The following is a 20,514-nucleotide window of genomic DNA, read 5'->3' as shown; positions in this document are numbered from 1 at the left end:
CAGCACGCCGCCGCCCAGCGCGACGCGCTCGGGTGCCCCGGTCAACACGATGGTATGGACGAGCCGTGCAAGAACATGAACGAAGGGTTTCCATATCGGATGCAAGTCGTCCAGTGCCTCGCCAGCCTGCCCGGCCCGTGCAGCAAGCGCCGGTCCGGAAATCAATCCTTCCACGCAGGCCCCGTGGAATGGGCAGGTTCCCGGCGCAAGATCGTCCGGCAGACGGTCGACAAATATGTGGCCCATTTCACTGTGTGCACGGCCCGCCATGGCCCGCCCACCCACCACGAGCCCGACGCCGACGCCGGTACCAACCGTGACATAGGCATGATTCGCCATGCCCACTGCGCCGCCCCAGCGCCCTTCCGCCAGTGCCGCACCGTTGACGTCGCTGTCGAGCCCGACCGGCAGGCCATAGCGATCCCTCAGATGCGCGGCGAGGCCGAAGCCCTGCCAGCCCGGCTTGGGCGTCGCGAGGAAGGTGCCGAAATCTGCCGCCGCCCGGTCGGTGCGGATCGGCCCGAAAGCGCCAACGCCGATGGCCTTCACGCTGTGCGCAGCGACCCATTCATCGAGGATCGCGGCAAGATCGCCGACCGTCGCCTCTGCATCGCGCGTCGGCACCCGGCGCTGGTCGATCACCTCGCGCCCATGCGCCAGCGTGGCGACGCACTTGGTGCCGCCCAGTTCGAGCCCGGCGATCATTCCCCGCCCCCGGAAGCGCCCCAGGTCTGTTTGAAGTTGGGCCGCCCCTTGAGCGCCGGATCGAGCAGCCGTGCCAGCATATCCCGATGCAGCGGCGCCGCCGCTCGATAGCGCCCCATCACCTCGCTGATCTGCCCGATCACCCGCCGCACTTCGCCAAAGTCCGCCGCATCGGCGAGCGGATCGAGCGCTTCCGGCACGATCCCCATGCCCGCCGCCACAAAGAACCAGCTGATATCGGCAAACAGTTCGCGCCGCCGCGAAACGATGCGCCCGGTCCGGCGGAACAGATCGAGCTTCGCCGCCAGTGTATCGGGCAGCGCATTCGCCCGGATCTCGTCCCAGAACGGCTCGCCGTGCCGCCGGTTGGGCACATAATGCAGCAGCAGGAAATCGCGGATATGCGCATATTCGTCCGCCGCCTCGCGGTTGTAGGCAGCCGCCAGTGCAGGATCGCAGTGCCGGTCGGGGAAGTAGTCCAGCAGCCGGTTCAGAGCGGTGTGAATGAGATGAATGCTTGTCGATTCCAGCGGTTCCAGAAACCCGCTCGAAAGCCCGACGGCGAGGCAGTTCTTCACCCACATCGCCTTGCGGTGCCCGGCGGTGAAGCGCAGAAACCGCGGCTCGGCCAGCGGCTCGCCTTCCGCTGCGCCGCGCAGGGTCTCCGCCGCCTGCTCATCGCTGATGAACCGGCTCGAATAGACATAGCCGTTGCCCACCCGCGATTGCAGCGGGATGCGCCAGCGCCAGCCCGCCTCATGCGCGGCAGAAATGGTGTAAGGTGCGGGCGGCCCTACCGTCGCGGTCGGCATCGCGACAGCGCGGTCGCAGGGCAGCCATTTCGTCCAGTCCTCATAGCCGGCGTGAAGCGTCTCTTCGATCAGCAGCCCGCGAAAGCCGGAACAATCGATAAAGAAATCGGCTTCGATGCGCCGCCCGTCCTCCAGCCTGACGGCGGCAATCGCGCCATCCTGCGCCATCTCGCAGCCCGCGATCCGCGCGTCGACATGCTCCACCCCGCGCGCGGTCGCATGTCTGTGGAGGTATTGCGCCACCAGCCCGGCATCGAAGTGCAGCGCATAATTGAGCGCCCCGCCCGGATAGCTCCTGTCCGGCGGTGGAAACGCAAACTTGCCGTCCTCCGCCAGCGCAATCGCCGGGCACAGATCGGCCATGCTCTCGCCGTGCCCGGCAGCCTTGTTCTTCCACCAGTAGTGGTGAAACGGCCGCTGGTTGATCGTCACCCCCAGATTGCCGAACGGGTGCCAATAGGAATGGCCCCGCTCCAGCCAGTCGTCAAAGCGGATTGCGAGCTTGAAGGTCGCCTGGCAATGGCGAATGAAATCAATCTCATCGATCCCGTAGTTCGCCAGAAACTCGAAGACCGGCGGGATCGTCGCCTCGCCCACGCCCACGGTAGGCACATCGCTCGATTCGATCAGCGTGATCTTGCAGCCGGACGGCGCGAGCACCGCGCAAAGCAGCGCCGCCGCGGACCAGCCGGCGGTGCCGCCGCCAACGATCAGTATGGAACGCAAAGGTAGAGGGGTCATCATAGGTCCGGTCCGATGCTGGCGGTCATCCGCCCCCAAGACAAGGGCTCAGCCACGCGTTGGACAAGAAAGGGGGGAAGGCCCGCAAAGGCCCTCCCCCCAAGAGGCTCCGAGGGAGTGGAGCAGAGGATCAGAAGTTGAACTTAATGCCCGCGAAGATGCGGCGCGAGCCCGATTCATACCGGAACGGCAGTTCGGGGAACTGCAGGTAGGTCTCGGTGTTTTCCTTGTTGAGGTTGATGCCTTCGAGGAACACGTTGAAGTTCGGCGTCACCTGGTAGGAAATCTGCCCGTCGAGCTGGCCATAGGGCTTCTGGTAGATGCCCAGCGTGCGCGTCACGCCGCCATCGCCGAAGCCGAAGTTGCCGAGGTACGACTTCGAACGCCACGAGTACGAGGCACGCGCCGCGAACCCGTTCTTCTCGAAGTAGACCTGCCCGTTGAACGAGTGCTTCGAAACACCCGGCAGCGGCAGACCCGTCTCGAAGTCGTTGGCAAACTCGGTGCTTGTATCCGAGAACGTGTAGTTCGCGGTGAAGCCGAGGCCGAACGGGAAGGCATATTGCGCCGCCAGTTCGAAGCCCTTGACCCGGCCGCCATTGCCGTTGACCGGCTGCGAGACCGGCCCGATCCGTCCGCCGCCCTGGTCGTTCACGAAGACCGGCACGGTCTGCGTCACGACGAAGCTGTCGACTTCCTTCCAGAACACGCCCGCCGACAGCAGGCCCTGCCGGCCGAAGTAGTATTCGACGCCCAGATCGAACTGGTAGGCGCGGAACGGATCGAGCGTGGCGTTGCCGCGGCTGCCGCTGGTGAACAGGAACCGGTCGGTCGCCGCATCGCGGGTGAAGTCGGTCGCGAAGCCGCGGCCCAGATCGAACAGCGGCTGGCGTGAGGTCACGCGGGCAGCCGAAGCGCGCACCTTGATGTCCTGGTTGGCATCGATCACCACGTTCAGGCTCGGCAGGAAGTCGGTGTAGGACCGCTGGACACTCGTCGTGTCGAAGTCCTTGACCACGCCGTTCCAGCTGTCCGTGCCGAAGTAGGTCGGGTTCGCCGTACCCTGGTTCTGGTCGACCTTCAGCTGGGTGTTGACGATGCGCAGGCCCACGTTGACGTGGAAGCCGTCATCCTTGCCGCCGATATCGGCCATGACATAGCCGGTCTTGGTCTCTTCCTTCACGAAGAAGGTCTGCAGCGGATCCTCGAAGAAGCTGAACGGTGTGGAGGGATAGAGGTCCTGGATCCACTTCAGCGCGTTCACCATCTGCGCGCGGTTCTGGATCAGCGCCTTGCCGCCCGGAATGTTCGGGTTGACCAGCGTTTCCACGCGGCCCGCATTGCTGGTGAAGGTGTCATACGGCGTGATCAGCGCGGGCGAATTGCCAAAGCGGCTGCACCCGGCAAAGGCGGCCGGCTTGTTCGCTTCGGGCAGGTCGCAGATCTTGTAGCCGATCGCGCCGTCCTGGAAGTAGCCATAAGGCGTGTAGTTGTAGTTGAAGCCGGGCACGCGTTCGGCAGCGGGGATCTTCGTCGCATCAAGCTCGCCCTTGCCCGAATAGTCCGCCAGATAGCGGCCCGAGGTGAAGTCCACCGTGCGCTGGCCATAACGGAAGCCGGCGCTCACCGTGATCTTGCCCTTTTCCGAAGGATCGACATCCCAGGCAAAGTCGGTGCGGAGCGAGTGCCCCTTGATCTTCGAGCGGTCGCCGAAGGCCCAGTGCGACTTGAAGAAGCCATAGGCCGGATTGCTGAACAGGTCCTGCGGGCTGTTCTGCGCGATGCCGAAGCGCGGCAGGCTGCCGTTGCTGTAAGTGAAGTCGAACGTGGCGGGAGCCGCGCTGTTGAGCGCCACGCCGTTCTGCAGCGCCCCGCCGACCGCGCCCTGCCGCACCGTGTACTGCGTATAGCGCACGTCGTTGTTCGCCACGTCGCGGAAGAGCGAACCGTTCGAATAGGTGGCTTCAAGGTTGGCGCGGAAGTTCGAGCCGTTGTCGAACTTGGTCCCGAACTGCACGTTGTCCGAACGGATCGTGCTCACGTCGACCAGCGAGATCGCTTCGGCCGACTGGGCGCGGACAGTACCGCTGGTCAGCACGCCGTTGCTGTTGATCTGGTAGCCCGGCAGCAGGCCGAGCGATTCGCCCTGGCCGAACGGGAACTTCACCGAACCTTCGCGCGTGTCCACCTTGAGATCGGAGTGGAAGTAGTTGAGGTCGAGGCTCAGCGTGTCGGTCGGACGGAACGCAAGGCCCGCCGAAACGCCCCAGCGCGTGCGGTACTGGTCGCGGTCGGTGAAGTAGCGGTATTCCGGCGCATAGTAGTTGGTCGGCACTGTCGCCGTGTCGCGGCGCCCCGCACCGAACGCCCAGTTGCCGCGGTTTTCGCCGCCCAGAATGTCGAAGTGGGCGTTGGTCTTGCTGTAGCTGCCCGAGAGGATGATGCCGAACTTGTCGTTGAAGTTGTAGCTCGCAACCACCGCACCGGTCGGCTTCCAGCCATCGATGCCATTGGCCTTGTTGAGCCGCGCGTTGCCCGCGACGGTCAGGCCATTCTTGAGATCAAGCGGATTGCGCGTCTTGAGGTTGACGATACCGCCGAGGCCGCCTTCAAGCAGCGAGGCATTGGGCGACTTGTAGACTTCGACGCCGCCGATGAGTTCCGAAGGCACGCTTTCAAGGCTGTCGGTACGGGTGAAGTTGCCCTCGCCAACCTTGAACACTTCCTGGCCGGTCACGAACAGTTCGTTGTTCAGCACGGTGAGGTTCTGCTCGAGGCCGCGGATGCGCACCTTGGTGCCCTGGCCGTTTTCGCGGTCGATCTGGATGCCCGGCAGGCGCTGCAGCGATTCGGTGATGTTCTGATCGGGGAACTTGCCGATATCTTCGGCGCTCACCGATTCGAGAATGAGGTTGGAATTGCGCTTGGCATCCAGCGCGGCGGCCAGCGACTGGCGGAAGCCGGTGACGATGATCGGCGCGGCGCTTTCGTCGCTGGCGGCGGTATCGGCCTCAGCTGTCTGCTGCGGCGCCGTTTGCGCGGCAGCATTGCCGGCAACCAGCAGCGCCATGATCGACGCGGCGCCCATAAGCCCCTTCTTGGAAAGCACGGTCCTTGGACGTGCGAAACGATCAGACATGGTCTCTCCCCTTGCAAATTGAGCGGCAGCCCCCGCTTTGACCGGAGTGCTACCGCCTTTCTGGTGATCCGGCTTGCCGCGATGCGGATTGGGCCGAATGCGTGTGGCACGGTTGAAATACGATCACCTTGGCCGTATTGTCAACGTTGTCATTCAAATTATATTATCATCCTGCATTATTAGTGAGTCCCGACAAGGTCGTTCAGACCCGCGGAACGGAGAGGAAAGCCAAGGAATGAAGCGGATTTCGCACCTGAGCGGCACCATTGGCAGATTGGCCTGCGCGGCAGCTTTCGCCGCCAGTCTCACGCCGGCCGCACTCCTTGCCGCACCTACCGTAGGCGCGAACGACTCGGCTGCGAACGTTCACCCGGAGCAATGGCCGCGAATCGCCTGGCCCAAAGTCGTGACCGATGCGGACGAAGCCAGAATCGCCCAGCTTCTCAAGCAGATGGATATGGCCTGCAAGGTCGGCCAGGTCATCCAGGGCGATATCGCCAGCCTGACGCCGGAAGATGTCGCGCGCTACAATCTCGGCTCGGTGCTCAATGGCGGCAACTCCGGTCCTGGCGGCAACGACCTCGCCCCTGCGAAGGAATGGCTCCGCTACGCCGACCTGTTCCACGCTGCCTCGATGCGCGGCCGCCCGGGCTGCCCGGCGATCCCCGTGATCTGGGGCACCGACGCGGTCCACGGCCACAGCAACATTATCGGCGCGACTCTCTTCCCGCACAACGTCGGCCTCGGCGCGATGCGCGATCCCGATCTGATCGAGAGGATCGGCGCCGCCACTGCTGCCGAGATCCGCGTCACCGGGCAGGAATGGACCTTCGCCCCCACCGTCACCGTCCCTCAGGACTGGCGCTGGGGCCGTGCCTACGAAGGCTATTCGTCCGATCCCGCGCTCGTCGCCAGCTATGTCGGCCGCATGGTGCGCGGCCTGCAGGGCCCGCCCACAACCGACCGCGTGCTCGCAGGCCCCCGCGTGATCGCCAGCACCAAGCACTTCCTCGCCGATGGCGCGACGACCGACGGCCACGATCAGGGCGATGCGCAGATCGACGAGACCACGCTGCGCCTTGTCCATGGCGCCCCCTACCTGCCTGCGATCGAGAACGGGGTCGCCACCGTGATGACCAGCTTCTCGAGCTGGAACGGCGTCAAGATCGCCGGCAACAAGGGCCTCGTCACCGATGTGCTCAAGGACCGCCTCGGCTTCGGCGGCTTCGTCGTCACCGACTGGAACGCGCACGGCCAGATCGCCGGTTGCACCAACGCCAGCTGCCCGCAGGCGCTCCTCGCCGGGGTCGACATGTATATGGCGCCCGATAGCTGGAAGCCGCTCTTTGGCAGCCTCCTGAAGCAGGTGCAGGACGGCACCGTGCCGATGACCCGCCTCGATGATGCCGTCAGCCGGATCCTGCGGGTGAAGTTCCGCCTCGGCCTGTTCGAAATGGGCGCGCCGTCCACCCGGCCACTCGCGGGCCAATGGAACCTCCTCGGCAGTCCCGAACACCGCGCCGTTGCCCGCGAAGCCGTGCGCAAGTCGCTGGTGCTGCTCAAGAACACCGGCGTCCTGCCACTGAAGAAAGGCGCGCGCCTGCTTGTTGCGGGCGATGGGGCAAACGATGTCGCGCGGCAATCCGGCGGCTGGACGATCACCTGGCAGGGCACCGGCCTAACGCGCGACCAGTTCCCCGGCGCGACCACGCTGTGGGAGGGCCTCAAATCGGCCGCCGAAGCCTCCGGCGGCAGCGCACAGCTTGCACCCGATGGCCGGTTCAAGGACAAGCCCGATGCTGCGGTCGTCGTGTTCGGCGAAACGCCTTATGCCGAATTTCAGGGCGACATTCGCTCGCTGCAGCTGCGCAGCGATCTCACCGGCCCCCTCGCCACGATGAAGGCCCTGAAAGCGCAAGGGATACCCGTTGTCGCGGTCATGCTCACCGGGAGGCCCCTGTTCGTGAACCCCGAACTCAACGCCGCCGATGCCTTCGTCGTCGCGTGGCTGCCGGGCTCGGAAGGCGCAGGCGTCGCCGACGTGCTCTACGGCAAGGACGGGGCAGACTTCACCGGCCGCCTCCCCACGGCATGGCCGCGCACGGCAAGGCACGGCGACGACCCGCTCTACGCCTATGGCTACGGCCTATCGATGGCGCAGGGCGCCGAGCCGTGGACCGCCTTGCCGGAAGACCCCGGCGTCGCTGCCGAAGCCGTCCCCGGCGTCTTTCTCCAGCGTGGGCAGGCCCAGACCGGCTGGTCGCTCGTGCTGACCGACCCTTATGCGGCGCCCCATGTCGTCGGCCCGGTTCCGGCCTCGACACCCGGCGGCCGCATCACCATCACCGCGATCGACAAGGACGTGCAGGAAGGCGCGCGCCGCATCGTTGTCGGCAAGGGCCCCGAAGCCGCCACCATCGCGCTCGAATCCGCATCCCCGCGCGATCTCTCGCGTGAGACCAATGGCGATGTACTGCTGCTCGTGAACCTGAAGCTCGATGCAAGGCCCGGCGCACCCGTCACCCTCTCGGCACGCTGTGGCAACGGCCCTTGCGCCGCGCCGGTCGCCCTGCCCGAGCTCTCCGCACTCCCTATCGGTGAATGGAAAGTGCTCGCCGTCCCGCTCAAGTGCCTGCTTCCCGCCGGTTCGGCCAGCAATGCCGTCTCCAGCCCGCTCGTGCTGGCCACGCGCGGTCCGCTGTCGTTTAGCCTTGCCAGCGTGACGCTGGGTACGAAGGGCGATATCCTTGCCGGATGCAGGCCGGCCGCCAAATAATGAATCTATTATGCATTTTTATTTGACTATGGCGCACTGAACTGATTGCGTTGTCAGACATCCGGGCAATTTGGACCCGGATGCGGGGAGAGAGAAGAAAAATGCCCGGATTCCAACGCCGTCTGGCGCCGCTCCTCCTTGCCGCCAGCGCCCTTACCGCCGCACCGCTGCTGGCCGAGGTGCCGGATAACGGCGGGCCCTACAACGTCCGCATCCTCGAAGGCGGCCTCGGCATCGAACGCGAAGTGCCCGCTGCTGCCGCCAACGCCCCCTTCACCCTCTCGGCATGGGTCAAGCCGGACCGCATCCAGCCCGGCGAAGTCACGCTGATCCAGCAAGGCCGCGCTCTCGTCCTCAGCGATGGCCACCCCGCGCTCCGTATCGGCCAAAGCCTGCTCGCCGCCGCCACACCCCTCACCGCCGAACGCTGGACCCACCTCGCCGCCACGTTCGACGGCAAGACGGCGCGGCTCTTCATCGACGGCAAGCTCGCCGCCCAACAAGCAGCCACTATCCCGCCAACCGAACCCCGCATTGCCATAGCCCCGCCGCTCCCCGGCAAACCCCACTTCGCCGGTTCCCTCGCCGCCGCCACGCTGGACGACACCGTCCGCGATCCCGCCGCGCTCTTCGCCGCGCGACCGGACTTCGCGGCAGTCCAATTCCGCGAAGTCGGCGTCGGCTGGCCGTTCCAGCGCAAAGCCAATATCGGCCTCACCGAACAGCAGGACGCCTGGCTGCTTCCCCACAGCAACACAACGCCGAGCACCCCGCGCGCCGTCCCGGTCGCACCTCAGCCCGCGCTAGCCCCCACCGCCCCCGGCCAGTGGCAAGTGAACGGCTGGAAGCTGATCCCCGCGCCCGATCTCGCCGGACCTGATGGCGCCGCGCTATCCCGCCCCAGCGTGGACACTACCAAATGGCTCGCCGCCCGCGTTCCCGGCACCGTCCTCGCCACGATGGTCGACCGCGGCGTCTATCCGGACCCGTACTACGGCCTCAACAACCTCGCGATCCCCGAGAGCCTTGCCCGGCAGGACTACTGGTACCGCGCCACATTCACCGTCCCCGCCGAAGCCACCGGCAAGGCCCTCGCCCTGCGTTTCGACGGGATCAACTATGCCGCCGAGGTCTGGATCAACGGCACCCGCGCCGGCACCACGAAAGGCGCTTTCGCGCGCGGCCGCTTCCCCTTCACGCCGCAGGCCGGGGAGAATGTGGTTGCGGTCAAAGTCAGCCCCCCGCCGCACCCCGGCATCCCGCACGAACAATCGGTCAAGGGCGGCGTCGGCGAAAACGGCGGCCAGCTCGCCATCGATGGCCCCACCTTCGTCGCCACCGAGGGCTGGGACTGGATCCCCGGCATCCGCGATCGCAACACCGGCCTGTGGCAAGGCGTGGCGCTCGAAGCGACCGGCCCCGTCCGTCTCGGCGATCCGCATGTCGTGACCGACCTGCCCCTCCCCCGAACCGACAGCGCGGACATCACGATCACCGTTCCGCTCATCAACCCCGGCGCTGCGCCCGTCCCGCTCACGGTCACCGCGAAAATCGGCGAGACAACCCTCACCCGCACCGTCACCGCCGCCCCCGGCGAAACCGCTGTCAGCTTCTCACCGCAGACCGACCCCGCGCTCCACATCACAAATCCGCGCCTTTGGTGGCCCAATGGCTATGGCGACCCAGCGCTCTACACGCTCACCCTATCCGCCGCCGCATATGGCCAGCCATCCGACACCCGCGCCTTGCGCTTCGGCATCCGCGAGGTCAGCTACGAACTTTCGCTGTTCGACCACGCAGGCCGCCTCAACCGCGTCGAAGTCGATCCCACCGATGCAAAGCCCGGCGAACTGCCGCTGATCGACGTGCGCCATCAGGCCATCAAGCAGACCCCGCTCGGCTGGGCCCAAAGCCTGACGCCAGCGGGCGAAAGGTCCCCCGCCGTCCGCCCCGTCCCGCCATCCACCCAGCTCCCTCACCTCACCCTACGCGTCAACGGCGTGCGCATCGCCGCGCGCGGCGGCAGCTGGGGCATGGACGATGCGATGAAGCGCTTCGGCCGCGCCGAACTGGAACCGTATTTCCGCCTCGAGCGCGAAGCCCACATGAACGTCATCCGCAACTGGATGGGCAACAACACCGAGCCCGCGTTCTACGACCTTGCCGACGAGAACGGCATGATGATCCTCAATGATTTCTGGCAATCGACACAGGATTTCCAGATCGAGCCCGAGGACCCACAGCTCTTCCTCGCCAACGCGGCAGACACTATCGCGCGCTACCGCAATCACCCCTCGATTGTGGTCTGGTTCGGCCGAAACGAAGGCGTGCCCTACCCCGCGCTCAACGAAGGCCTCGATGCGCTGGTCACGAAGTTCGATGGCACGCGCTGGTACACCGGCTCCTCCAACGTCGTGAACCTGCAAGGGTCCGGCCCCTACAACTACCGGCCACCGGAAGGCTATTTCACCGATCTCGCCTCGGGCTTCTCGGTCGAGACCGGCACGCCCTCCCTCGCCACGCGCGAAGCGATCGAGGCCAGCGTGCCCGCCGCCGACCGCTGGCCGCTGGGCGATACGATGGCCTATCACGACTGGCACTTCAGCGGAAACGGCGACACGCGCACCTTCATGGATACGCTGGCCCAGATGTTCGGCCCCGCGACCAGCCTCGCCGATTTCGAGCGCAAGGCGCAGCTGATGAACCTCGAAACGCACAAGGCGATGATGGAGGGTTTCGTCGGTCACTTGTGGACCAAGAACTCTGGTCGCCTGTTCTGGATGACGCACCCCTCGTGGCCCTCCAACGCATGGCAGCTCTACAGCTCGGACTTGGACACCCACGCCGCCTACTACGGCGCACGTGCCGGGGCGGAACCGGTGCACATCCAGCTCAACCTGCCGGACAATGCGCTGATGGTGATCAACACCACGCGTGGCGATCTGCCGGGCCTCACCGCAAAGGTGCGCGTCACCGATCTTGCGGGCAGGATCCTGCTGCAGAAGGAGCAATCGCTCGCGGCGTCCGCCAACGCCGCAACTCCGGCTGGGACAGTCGATCTTGCCCCGCTGGTCGGCAAGGGCGGCATGGTCCTCGTCGCGCTCGATCTGGTGGATGCGAGAGGCGCCATCCTCAGCCGCAACCTCTACTGGCGCGGCCGCGATCCATCCGCCTACCGCGCGCTGAATGCCATGCCCGCCGCCACGATCAGCCTGAAGGCCGTTTCAGGCGCACCGCAAGGCGCCGATCGTCCGCTTGCCCTCACGCTCACCAATACCGGCAAGACCCCGGCACTGGCGATCAAGCTCACCGTGCTCGACAAGGCCGGTGCACGCGTACTGCCCGCCTATTTCGAGGACAACTACATCACGCTGATGCCGGGTGAGACTCGCATGGTGACAGTCCGCGTCCCCGCCAGCGCCAAGCCCGCCAGCATTGCAATCCGCGGCTGGAACACGCCGGAAAACAGGGTGAAAGTCGCACCGTAAAGGCCGACCTCACCCCACCCTCGTCGTTCCCGCGAAGGCGGGAATCCAGAGCGGCTAACGCAGCGCTTTCGGCTCTGGATTCCCGCCTACGCGGGAATGACGACGGAGGTTATAGGACGCCGTCACCCCTGCTTGACTCGGGGTCCCGCTTCAATCCGCGCCGCCTCTCAAGCCTTCGCCTGATCCCTGATCGGCAGGTTGCGCACCCGCTTGCCCGTCAGCGCGAACAGCGCATTCGCCAGTGCCGGCGTCGCGGGCGGCAGGCCCGGCTCGCCGATCCCGCCCATTTCCGCGCCGCTGTTGATGAAATGCACATCGACCGTCGGCGCATTCGCCAGCTTCAGCACTTCATAATCGCTGAAGTTGCTCTGCTGCACCGCGCCTTTGTCGAGCGTGATCGCCTCGCCGATGCCGGAGGAAAGCCCCATGACGAGTCCGCCAAGGATCTGCCCTTCGGCTGCGGTCGGGTTCACCACCGTGCCGCAATCGACCACCGCCCAAGCCTTGTGGACCTTAGGCGTGCCGTCCTCGGCGAGCGAAGCCTCGATCACCTGTCCAACGATGGTGTTGAAGCATTCCACTACCGCCACGCCGCGCGCGCGGCCCGGCTCGAGCGGCGAGCCCCAGCCGCTGCGCTTCGCCACTTGCTCCAGCACCGTGCGGTGCCGCCCGGGCTTGAGGTGCTTGAGGCGGAACTCCACCGGATCGGCCCCGGCCAGATGGGCAAGCTCGTCCATGAAGCTTTCGGTCGTGAAACCATGCTGCGTCGCATTGACCGAGCGCCACGCGCCCACCGTCTGGTTGGAAACCTGCTTAAAGTGCCGCCGCGCCACGGCGGGCACATCATAGAAGAACGGCACTTCGCGCAGGCCATCTTCCGGCTGCGCGAAATCGTTGCGCCACGCGGTGATCTTGCCGTCCGGCCCCAGCGCCGCGGTCAACTTGGCCGAGCTTTGCGGACGGTATGCACCCTGCGAGACTTCCTCCTCGCGCGACCAGATCAGCTTGACCGGATAGGGCACCTGCATGGCCACCCGCGCCACCTGATCGACGATCTCCATGTACATGGGCAGGCGGCGGCCGAAGCTGCCGCCGATCAGCATGGGATGGAACGTCACCTTGTCGGCGGAGAGCCCCGCCGCCGTTGCCGCGGCCGCCTTGGCGCCAAGCGGGTCCTGCATGCCGCCCCACACGTCGAGGTGCCCGTCCTTGTAGTGCGCGGTCAGCGCAAAGGGTTCCATCATCGCGTGGTGGAGGAAGGGCATCCTGTAGTCGGCGTCGAGCAACTTCACGCCGCCAGCCTTGAGCGCGGCATCGACATCGCCTTCGCCCACGGTCTTGTCCGGCTTGCCTTCGCTGCGCAGCTTGTCCTGCTCAGCAAAGATCGTCGCCGTGGTCATCAGGCCATGCCCGCCATCCGTAAACTTCGGCGCCAGCGCGCGCGCGCCCTTCAGCGCCTGCCAATAGCCCTTGGCGACCACAACGACGGCGCTTTCAAGGTTGATCACCTTCTCGACACCGGTAATCGCCAGCGCGGGCTTGGGATCGACAGACTCGAGCTTGCCGCCGCGCACCGGCGCCGCGATCACGGTCGCCACGCGCATGCCGGGCTTGATCACATCCATGCCGTATTGCGCAGTGCCGTTGACCTTGGCGGGAATGTCGAAGCGGGGAACTGACTTCCCCATATGCTTGAAGTCCTTGGGGTCTTTCAGCGCGACTTTGGTCGAGAGGCTGCGCGTTGCCGCCTCGGCCGCCAGTTCGCCATAGCGCAGCGACTTGCCGCTCTTGGCATGGACCACCTTGCCGTCCGAAGTCGTAAGCTCGCCCGCCGGCACGCCCATGCGCCCCGCCGCCGTCTCGATCAGCGCCTGACGCGTACCCGCGCCCAGCACACGAAGCCCCTGCTGCCCGGTAAAGCGCAGCGCCGAGGAGCCGCCGGTGATCTGCAGGTTGAGCTGCCGCGCGACCATGCCCAGCAGCGACATCGGCATCGCGCCGATAATGCCGGGATAGCCGCTCATCTCGGAAAGGAAGCCCTTGCCCAGCACCACATTGGCAAAAGCCGATTCCGCCGGTGCCGAGACGACCGAAAGCTTGCTCCAGTCGGCATCCAGCTCTTCGGCCAGCATCTGCGCAAGGCCGGTGTTGGAACCCTGCCCGATATCGGTGTGCGGCGAATAGATGGTGACAGTGTCATCCTCGCCGATGCGCAGCCAGGTGCCGAAATTGTGTCCGCCCTTGCCATCGGTCAGCTTGGCCGCCTGCGACTTGGCCGAGCTGTCGCCATACTGGACCGCGAAGATGCCGCCGCCGACCAGTGCCGCGCCGCCAATCAGGAATGTTCTGCGGATCATGCCCATGTGCTTGCTCCTCAGGCCGGGTTGGCGGGGGTGGTGGCGGGCGCAGCGGGAGCTGCGGCGGGCGCGGCAGCCGTGCCGGCCACATCGTGGATCGCCGCGCGGATGCGGGGATAGGTCCCGCAGCGGCAGATATTGGTCATCGCCGCGTCGATATCGGCATCGGTGGGCTTGGGTGTCTTGGCCAGCAACGCCGCCGCTGCCATGATCTGGCCCGACTGGCAATAGCCGCACTGCGGCACCTGATGCGCGATCCACGCCTGCTGCAAGGCTGTCAGGGTCCCGTCCGGACCGCCGAGTCCCTCGATCGTGGTGATTGACTTGCCGGCCACATCGCTCACCGGCACGCTGCACGAGCGCGTAACCTCGCCGTCGATATGCACGCTGCACGCACCGCAGGCGGCGATCCCGCAGCCGAACTTGGTGCCGGTCATCCCCAGCTCCTCACGAATCGCCCAGAGCAAGGGCGTATCCGGCTCGACCGCAAAGCTGACCGGCTTTCCGTTAACCTTTGCCTCGATAGCCACGCTTTACACTCCCCTTGCAGCGACGCATCGTCTGCCTGTCGCAATCGGTCCCTTTTAGCAACGGATTTTCCGCTGCGCCACTGGCAAGACTGGTCTTGCCCAAGTGAACCGTAATTACGCCATTTCCTTTGGGCCGCGTCGCTGCACCGCAGCAACAGTTGCGCTATAACCGCCATACCCATACTTAGGTTAAGTGCGCCGAATCATCCTGATCCCCCTCTTCGCAACTGCGGCACTGGCCGCTTGCTCCCCTTCAAAGCCTCCACCGCCGCCAAAGCCGCATGTCTCCGCCGCACTGCCGCTCAAGCGTCAGGTCGTGGACTGGGATGACTACGTTGGCCGGTTCGAGGCGGTTCAGGATGTGGAGATTCGTCCGCGCATTTCCGGCACCGTCGAAAGCGTGAATTTCCGCGAAGGCGTAGAGGTGGCGAAGGGCCAGGTGCTCTTCACCATCGATCCGCGCCCCTATCGCGCCGCCGCGCAGCAGGCCCGCGCCGATCTCGTCAAGGCGCAGGCGCTTGTCACCAATGCCCGCACCGAACTCACCCGCGCGCAAAAGCTCGTCGATGCGCAGGCCATCAGCCGCGAGGAGTTCGAGACCAAGGAAGCGAACCTGCGCAGCGCCGTCGCCGCCGCCGGCGCCGCCCGTGCCAACTTCGAAGCAAAGTCGCTCGATCTGTCCTTCACCACGATCCGCTCGCCCATCAGCGGCCGGATCTCGGACAAGCGCGTTTCGATCGGCACTTACGTAGCGGCTGGCCAGACGGTGCTGACCCGTGTCGTTACCGTCAATCCGATCCGCTTCGCCTTCGAGGGCGCGGAAACCTTCTACCTCAAATATGTGCGCCAGGCGCAGACCGGCGAGCGCGAGTCCTCGCGCTATGCGCCCAATCCGGTCGACATCAAGCTGGCGGACGAGACCAGCTACCGCTGGCACGGCCTGATGAAATTCGTCGACAATGCGATCGACCGCAACTCCGGCACGATCCGCGCCTTTGCCGAAGTCGACAATCCCACCGGCTTCCTCGTCCCCGGCATGTTCGGCCGTGCCCGCCTGCTCGGCTCGGGCACCTACAGCGCGCTGCTCGTGCCCGATGAAGCCATCGTCACCGACCAGACCCGCCGCTTCGTCTACGTGATCGACAAGGACGGCAAGAGCCTGCAGCGCAATGTCGAGACGGGCCCGCTCGTCGAAGGCCTGCGCGTGATCAAGACCGGCCTCGCGCCGACCGAGAAGGTCATTCTCGATGGCCTTGCGCGGCTGCAGCCGGGCATGGCCGTCGATGCCAAGGTTATCCCGCTGAAGCCCCGCGCCGCTGCGGATTCGCCCGCTTCCACCGCGATCAAGGCGCCCGCTGCGGCAGAAGCCACGGCCCAGTAATGCGCTTGCCGCATTTCTTCATCGACCGTCCGATCTTCGCGGCGGTGCTGTCGATCCTGATCGTCATCATCGGGGCGATTGCCTATCCCTCGCTGCCCGTCGGCCAGTATCCGGAAATCGCCCCGCCCACCGTGGTCGTCTCGGCAAACTACCCGGGCGCGACTGCGGAAACGCTGGCCGAAACCATCGCCGCCCCGCTCGAGGAATCGATCAACGGCGTCGAGAACATGATCTACATGCAGTCGTCCTCCACGGGCGACGGCAATGTCTCGATCACCGTCACCTTCAAGGCCGGCACCAACGTCGATCAGGCGCAGGTGCTGGTGCAGAACCGCGTCGCCACCGCAGAGCCGCGCCTGCCCGAGGAAGTGCGCCAGATCGGCGTCACGGTGCGCAAGAACTCACCTGACCTGCTCATGGTCATCAACCTCTACTCGCCGGACAAGTCGCTGTCGCACCAGTATGTCGCCAACTATGCGACCTTGCAGGTGCTCGACCGGCTGAGCCGCATTCCCGGTGTCGGCGGCGTGCGCATCATCGGCGCGCGCGATTACAACATGCGTGTGTGGATCGATCCCGATGCCGCCGCCAGCCGCAACCTCACGGTCGACGAGATCACGTCGGCGATCCGCGCGCAGAACGCGCAAGTCGCGGCGGGCTCGGTCGGCCAGCCGCCGTTCAACCAGGGCGGCACCGCGTTCCAGCTCGGTATCCAGACCCAGGGACGTCTGACCTCGCCGGACGAGTTCGGCCAGATCATCATCAAGCGCGACGAGGAAGGCCGTCTCACCCGCCTGCGCGATATCGCCCGCATCGAACTCGGCGCGCAGGACTACGGCACCAACGCCTATCGCGACACGTATCCCTCGATCGGCATCGGCGTCTCGCAGCTTCCCGGCTCGAACGCGCTGAAAACGGCGGCGGCGGTCGATGCAGAAATGGAGGCGCTCTCCAAGACCTTCCCGCCCGGGCTGATCTATTCGGTGCCGTTCCACCCCACCGAATACATCCGCGCCTCGATCGAAGCGGTGCAGGAAACCCTGCTCGAGGCGATCGTGCTCGTCGCGCTGGTCGTGCTGGTGTTCCTGCAAAGCTGGCGCGCCTCGATCATCCCGATCATCGCGATCCCGGTCAGCCTTGTCGGCAGCTTCGCGGCGATGGCGGCCTTCGGTTTCAGCCTCAACAATCTCTCGCTGTTCGGCCTCGTGCTCGCCATCGGCATCGTCGTGGACGACGCCATCGTGGTGGTCGAAAACATCGAGCGCCTGATGGAAGAGGGCCTTTCCCCGCGCGAGGCCGCGCACAAGACGATGGACGAGGTCTCCGGCGCGCTCATCGCCATCGCACTGGTGCTGTGCGGGGTGTTCATCCCCACGGCCTTCATCCCGGGCATTTCCGGCGCGTTCTACAAGCAGTTCGCGCTCACCATCGTCAGTGCCACCGCGATTTCCGCCTTCGTTTCGCTCACGCTCTCGCCCGCACTCGCCGCGCTGATCCTCAAGCCCAGGAGCCATGCCGAAACCGCACCGCCAGCCGGCTGGCGCGGTGTGCCGGTGCGCTTGACCCGTGGTTTCAACGCCGGTTTCGAGCGCCTGTCGGAGCGCTACGGCCGCCTCACCGCGCGCCTCGTGCGCTCGCTGGGCATGATCGGCGTGGCCTATGTCCTGCTCCTCGCGGTTGCCGGATGGCGCTTCTATGAAACCCCCACCGGCTTCATCCCCGCGCAGGACCAGAGCTACCTGATCGGCGTTGTTCAGCTGCCGCCGGGCGCCTCGCTCCAGCGCACCGACGAGATTGTCCAGCAGGCCGCCGCGATCGCCCGCCAGAACCCGGCGGTAAAGACCACCATCGCCTTCGCCGGTTTCGACGGTGCGACTTTCACCACCGCGCCGAACGCAGGCGCGATCTTCATCACGCTCAAGGATTTCGATAACCGCACCGCCTCATCCGACCAGGTCGCGATGGAGCTTCGCAAGGCCGAAGCCGCGATCACCGCTGGCAACGTGCTGATCGTCCCGCCCCCGCCCGTTCGCGGCATCGGCACTGGCGGCGGTTTCAAGATGATGATCGAGGACCGCTCGGGTGCGGGCTATGCCGCGCTTGAAGGCACCGCGTTCAAGATGATGATGGCCGCCAATCAGGAACCCGGCCTGAACTCGGTCTTCACCACCTTCAATACCAAGACGCCGCGCCTCAAGGCAGACATCGACCGCGAGCGGGCGGAGCAGATCGGCGTGCCGGTGGAGCGCGTGTTCTCCACGCTCGGGACCTATCTCGGCAGCACCTATGTCAACGACTTCAACTTCCTTGGCCGCACCTTCCGCGTGACGGCAGAGGCGGATGCGCCCTACCGCGACGATATCGGCGACATCCTTCGCCTGAAGACCCGCTCGGCCTCGGGCACGATGGTCCCGCTCGCCGCAGTGATGACGCTCAAGAACGACAGCGGCCCCTACCGCGTCGTGCGCTTCAATCTCTATCCGGCCGCAGAGCTGCAGGGCGATACCACCCGCGGCTTCTCGTCCGGCCAGTCGCTTGTCACCATGGACAGGCTCGCCAAGGCCAATCTGCCGGCCGGGTTCACCTATGAGTGGACCGAACTTGCCTTCCAGCAGCAGCAGGCCGGCAACACCGGCAGCCTCGTCTTCGGCCTTGCAGTGATCTTCGTGTTCCTACTCCTGGCCGCCCAGTACGAAAGCCTCGTCCTGCCCTTGGCGGTGATCCTGATCGTGCCGATGTGCCTGCTCGCCGCCATCGTCGGTGTCGATCTGATGGGCCGCGACAACAACATCCTGACGCAGATCGGCCTTGTCGTGCTGATCGGCCTTGCCGCCAAGAACGCCATCCTCATCGTCGAGTTCGCGCGGCAGGGCGAGGATGAAGGGCTCGAGCCGCGCGCCGCCGCCGAACGCGCCGCGCACCAGCGCCTGCGGCCGATCCTGATGACCTCGATCGCCTTCATCCTCGGCACCCTGCCGCTCGTCATCGCCACGGGTCCGGGCGCGGAGATGCGGCAGGCACTGGGCATCGCGGTGTTCTTCGGGATGATCGGGGTGACCTGCTTCGGTCTCCTTTTCACGCCTTCGTTCTACATCATCAGTCGCAATCTCGGCGAACGCGTCGGCCACTGGCTCCGCCGCAAGCCAAAGGCCGTCCCGGCGGCGGAGAGCGAGGCATGAAGCGTCTCGCCGCCCTCCTTCCCGCGCTGATCCTCTCCGCTTGCGCCGTGGGTCCCGATTACAAGCGCCCCGCCGCCTTGCCGCCCGAACAGGTGCGCCTGACCGAAGCGCTGGAGAACGGCGCGGTTGTGCCCTCGCCACTGCCGGAGAGGTGGTGGCAGCTGTTCAAGGATCCGGAGCTCGAACGGCTCGTCACGCAAGCGCTGGCCAAAAACACCGATCTGCGCGTCGCTGCCGCCAACCTGCAGCGCGCGCGCGCCGTGCTGTCCGAAGCGGGTGCCGCGCGCCTGCCCACTTCGAACGTGAGCGCGCAGTTCACCAGCAGCCAGCAGGTCATCCCGGCTCTGAGCCGCACGGTTACCAACGACTTCTTCTCGGTCGGGTTCGACGCCTCCTATGAGATCGATCTGTTCGGCGGCGTCAGCCGTTCCATCGAAGCCGCGCGCGCCGATGCCGCCTCCGCACAGGCTGCCGTCGATGCCGCCCGCGTCTCGGTCGCCGCTGAAACCGCGCGTGCCTATGCCTCGGCCTGCGGCTTTGGCGAACAGGCCGATGTCGCGCGCGAAACCGCGGAACTGCAGGCAAAGACGCTTGATCTCACCCAGCGCCGCCTGGCTGCCGGACGCGGCACGCAGGCCGAAGTCGATCAGGCAACCGTCCTTGTCGAACAGGCCCGCGCGCAGATTCCCGTGTTCGAGGCCGAACGCCGCTCCGCGCTTTATGCCCTGGCCGTGCTGACGGGCGATGCTCCTGCCGCGATCCTCGACAGTGCGGCAGCCAGATGCCGCAGCGTTCCGATGGCCGGCGAGCCGCTCCCTGTCGGCGATGGTCAGGCGCTGCTGGCCCGCCGCCCCGATGTGCGCCAGGCTGAACGCGCGCTTGCCGCCGATACGGCGCGGATCGGCGTCGCGACCGCGGAACTCTATCCCAAGATCTCGCTGCTCGGCAGCACCTCGCTCGGCGCTACGCAGTTCAGCAATCTCGGCTCGGCACAGTCGGTGGGCTATTCGGTCGGGCCGCTCATCAAGTGGAACTTCCCGTTCAGCGGCGCGGCCCGGGCCCGCATCCGCGAGAGCAAGGCCGTGGCGGAAGGCTCGCTCGCCCGCTTCGATGGCGCCGTGCTGAATGCGCTCAAGGAAGCCGAGCAGTCCCTCGCCCGCGCCGGAGGTGCTGCTGAACGCGAAGCCGCTCTGCGCCGCGCGATGAGCGCCAGCACCGACGCCGCCCGCCTCTCGCGCACCCGCTTCGATTTCGGGGCAGACAGCTTCCTCCAGCTGCTTGATGCCGAACGCCAGCGCGCCCAGACCCGCGCCGCGCTTGCCCAAGCGGAGGCTGACCGCGCCGATGCGCAAATCAGCGTGTTCAAGGCGCTCGGTGGGGGCTGGGAAGCGGCAAAGCCCTAGAGC

10 protein-coding genes are annotated in these 20,514 nt (G+C 66.0%); 5 read left to right on the top strand and 5 right to left on the bottom strand.

The features are described 5' to 3' along the window. The 3 genes from K5Q19_RS02015 to K5Q19_RS02005 form a co-directional block, all read right to left on the bottom strand. The coding region (locus tag K5Q19_RS02015) for an ROK family protein (RefSeq protein ID WP_292940507.1) at positions 1-705 on the bottom strand (705 nt) is incomplete at its 3' end. Beyond that, entirely contained in the window at positions 702-2,243 is a 1,542-nt protein-coding gene (locus K5Q19_RS02010) for a tryptophan halogenase family protein (RefSeq protein WP_292940504.1), read from the bottom strand. The genes K5Q19_RS02010 and K5Q19_RS02015, both read right to left, overlap by 4 nt. A 145-nt stretch (positions 2,244-2,388) precedes the next feature. Next, on the bottom strand, positions 2,389-5,397 hold the full coding sequence (locus K5Q19_RS02005; protein WP_292940501.1) for a TonB-dependent receptor: 3,009 nt from the start codon (positions 5,395-5,397) through the stop codon (positions 2,389-2,391). A 235-nt stretch (positions 5,398-5,632) separates the two neighbouring features. Between K5Q19_RS02005 and K5Q19_RS02000 the strand changes: the two genes are divergently transcribed. Both K5Q19_RS02000 and K5Q19_RS01995 read left to right on the top strand, forming a co-directional pair. Beyond that, the gene (locus K5Q19_RS02000; protein ID WP_292940498.1) at positions 5,633-8,173 is read left to right on the top strand and encodes a glycoside hydrolase family 3 protein; all 2,541 of its coding nucleotides are present in this window, start codon (positions 5,633-5,635) and stop codon (positions 8,171-8,173) included. 101 nt (positions 8,174-8,274) lie between these two features. Beyond that, positions 8,275-11,661, top strand: coding sequence for a LamG-like jellyroll fold domain-containing protein (locus K5Q19_RS01995; RefSeq protein ID WP_292940495.1), 3,387 nt, complete (start codon positions 8,275-8,277; stop codon positions 11,659-11,661). Between the two features lie 167 nt (positions 11,662-11,828). Here K5Q19_RS01995 and K5Q19_RS01990 read toward each other — a convergent pair whose 3' ends face one another. Together K5Q19_RS01990 and K5Q19_RS01985 are read right to left on the bottom strand one after the other, a co-directional pair. Further along, positions 11,829-14,018, bottom strand: a complete 2,190-nt coding sequence (locus K5Q19_RS01990; protein ID WP_292940492.1) for a molybdopterin cofactor-binding domain-containing protein — start codon at positions 14,016-14,018, stop codon at positions 11,829-11,831. Positions 14,019-14,035: 17 nt separating this feature from the next. After that, positions 14,036-14,548 carry a (2Fe-2S)-binding protein gene (locus K5Q19_RS01985; protein ID WP_292940489.1) on the bottom strand — a complete coding sequence of 171 codons (513 nt, stop codon included), beginning with the start codon at positions 14,546-14,548 and terminating at the stop codon, positions 14,036-14,038. Between the two features lie 316 nt (positions 14,549-14,864). On the opposite strand from K5Q19_RS01985, the gene K5Q19_RS01980 reads away from it, so the two are divergent. The 3 genes from K5Q19_RS01980 to K5Q19_RS01970 are packed head-to-tail and all read left to right on the top strand — an operon-like array spanning position 14,865 to position 20,511. Next, positions 14,865-15,929, top strand: coding sequence for an efflux RND transporter periplasmic adaptor subunit (locus K5Q19_RS01980; protein WP_292940486.1), 1,065 nt, complete (start codon positions 14,865-14,867; stop codon positions 15,927-15,929). Further along, complete coding sequence (locus tag K5Q19_RS01975) at positions 15,929-19,108, top strand: multidrug efflux RND transporter permease subunit (protein ID WP_292940483.1); 3,180 nt, start codon at positions 15,929-15,931, stop codon at positions 19,106-19,108. The genes K5Q19_RS01980 and K5Q19_RS01975 overlap by 1 nt, the downstream gene beginning before the upstream one ends. Continuing rightward, on the top strand, positions 19,105-20,511 hold the full coding sequence (locus tag K5Q19_RS01970; protein ID WP_292940480.1) for a TolC family protein: 1,407 nt from the start codon (positions 19,105-19,107) through the stop codon (positions 20,509-20,511). Before K5Q19_RS01975 ends, K5Q19_RS01970 begins: the two co-directional genes overlap by 4 nt. Positions 20,512-20,514 lie beyond the last annotated feature (3 nt).

This window comes from Novosphingobium sp. (assembly GCF_019748365.1).
GTDB lineage: Bacteria > Pseudomonadota > Alphaproteobacteria > Sphingomonadales > Sphingomonadaceae > Novosphingobium.
The sequence above is the reverse complement of the archived record's forward strand: the minus strand, read 5'-3'. Positions and strand labels throughout refer to the sequence as shown.

Coding starts and splice junctions, on each gene's coding strand:
- K5Q19_RS02005 (WP_292940501.1), bottom strand. CDS start 5,397: ATGTCTGATCGTTTCGCACGTCCAAGGACCGTGCTTTCCAAGAAGGGG.
- K5Q19_RS02000 (WP_292940498.1), top strand. CDS start 5,633: ATGAAGCGGATTTCGCACCTGAGCGGCACCATTGGCAGATTGGCCTGC.
- K5Q19_RS01995 (WP_292940495.1), top strand. CDS start 8,275: ATGCCCGGATTCCAACGCCGTCTGGCGCCGCTCCTCCTTGCCGCCAGC.
- K5Q19_RS01990 (WP_292940492.1), bottom strand. CDS start 14,018: ATGATCCGCAGAACATTCCTGATTGGCGGCGCGGCACTGGTCGGCGGC.
- K5Q19_RS01975 (WP_292940483.1), top strand. CDS start 15,929: ATGCGCTTGCCGCATTTCTTCATCGACCGTCCGATCTTCGCGGCGGTG.
- K5Q19_RS01970 (WP_292940480.1), top strand. CDS start 19,105: ATGAAGCGTCTCGCCGCCCTCCTTCCCGCGCTGATCCTCTCCGCTTGC.